This is a genomic window from Virgibacillus sediminis, assembly GCF_042643265.1.
Classification (GTDB): Bacteria; Bacillota; Bacilli; order Bacillales; family Amphibacillaceae; genus Virgibacillus_O; species Virgibacillus_O sediminis.
Genome location: NZ_JBHRRZ010000022.1, coordinates 1 through 574 on the forward strand (window position 1 = coordinate 1; position 574 = coordinate 574).

At 42.0% G+C, this 574-nt stretch carries 1 protein-coding gene; it reads left to right on the plus strand.

Annotated features, from left to right (window positions below; translation table 11 throughout):
• Window positions 1-574 (plus strand): transposase (locus ACFODW_RS12305; protein ID WP_390306886.1); only part of this gene is annotated, 574 nt, incomplete at its 3' end.

The following is a 574-nucleotide window of genomic DNA, read 5'->3' on the forward strand; positions in this document are numbered from 1 at the left end:
ATGAAAGATCGACAAAATGAACTGGAAATGGTAACCATTGAAGAACTTGTCCCCGAAGACCACTTGCTTCGCAAGATTGATCAATACATAGATTTCTCCTTTATACCGGAAAAAGTGCGTCTCCTCTATTCAGAAGATAATGGTCGCCCATCGTTGGATCCCCTGGTTTTATTTAAAATGATGTTTATCGGTTATTTTTATGGCATCCGTTCTGAACGTGAATTGGAACGGCAAATCCAAACGAACGTTGCTTATCGTTGGTTCCTAGGGTTGAACTTAACCGATAAGGTACCCCATCATTCCACGATTAGCTGGAACCGTCGAACTCGTTTTAAAGATACGGATATCTTCCAGGAGGTCTTCGATGAAATTGTACTACAGGCGATGAACCACCGTATGGTGTCAGGAAGAGTGCTCTTCACCGACTCCACTCACTTGAAAGCCAATGCCAATAAGAAGAAATTTTCCAAACAAGAAGTAAGTGTGGAAACGGCTGATTATATCAATGAACTCAATGAAGCTGTCTCCCAGGATCGGGTGAATCATGGAAAAAAGCCTCTCAATGAAAAGAAGG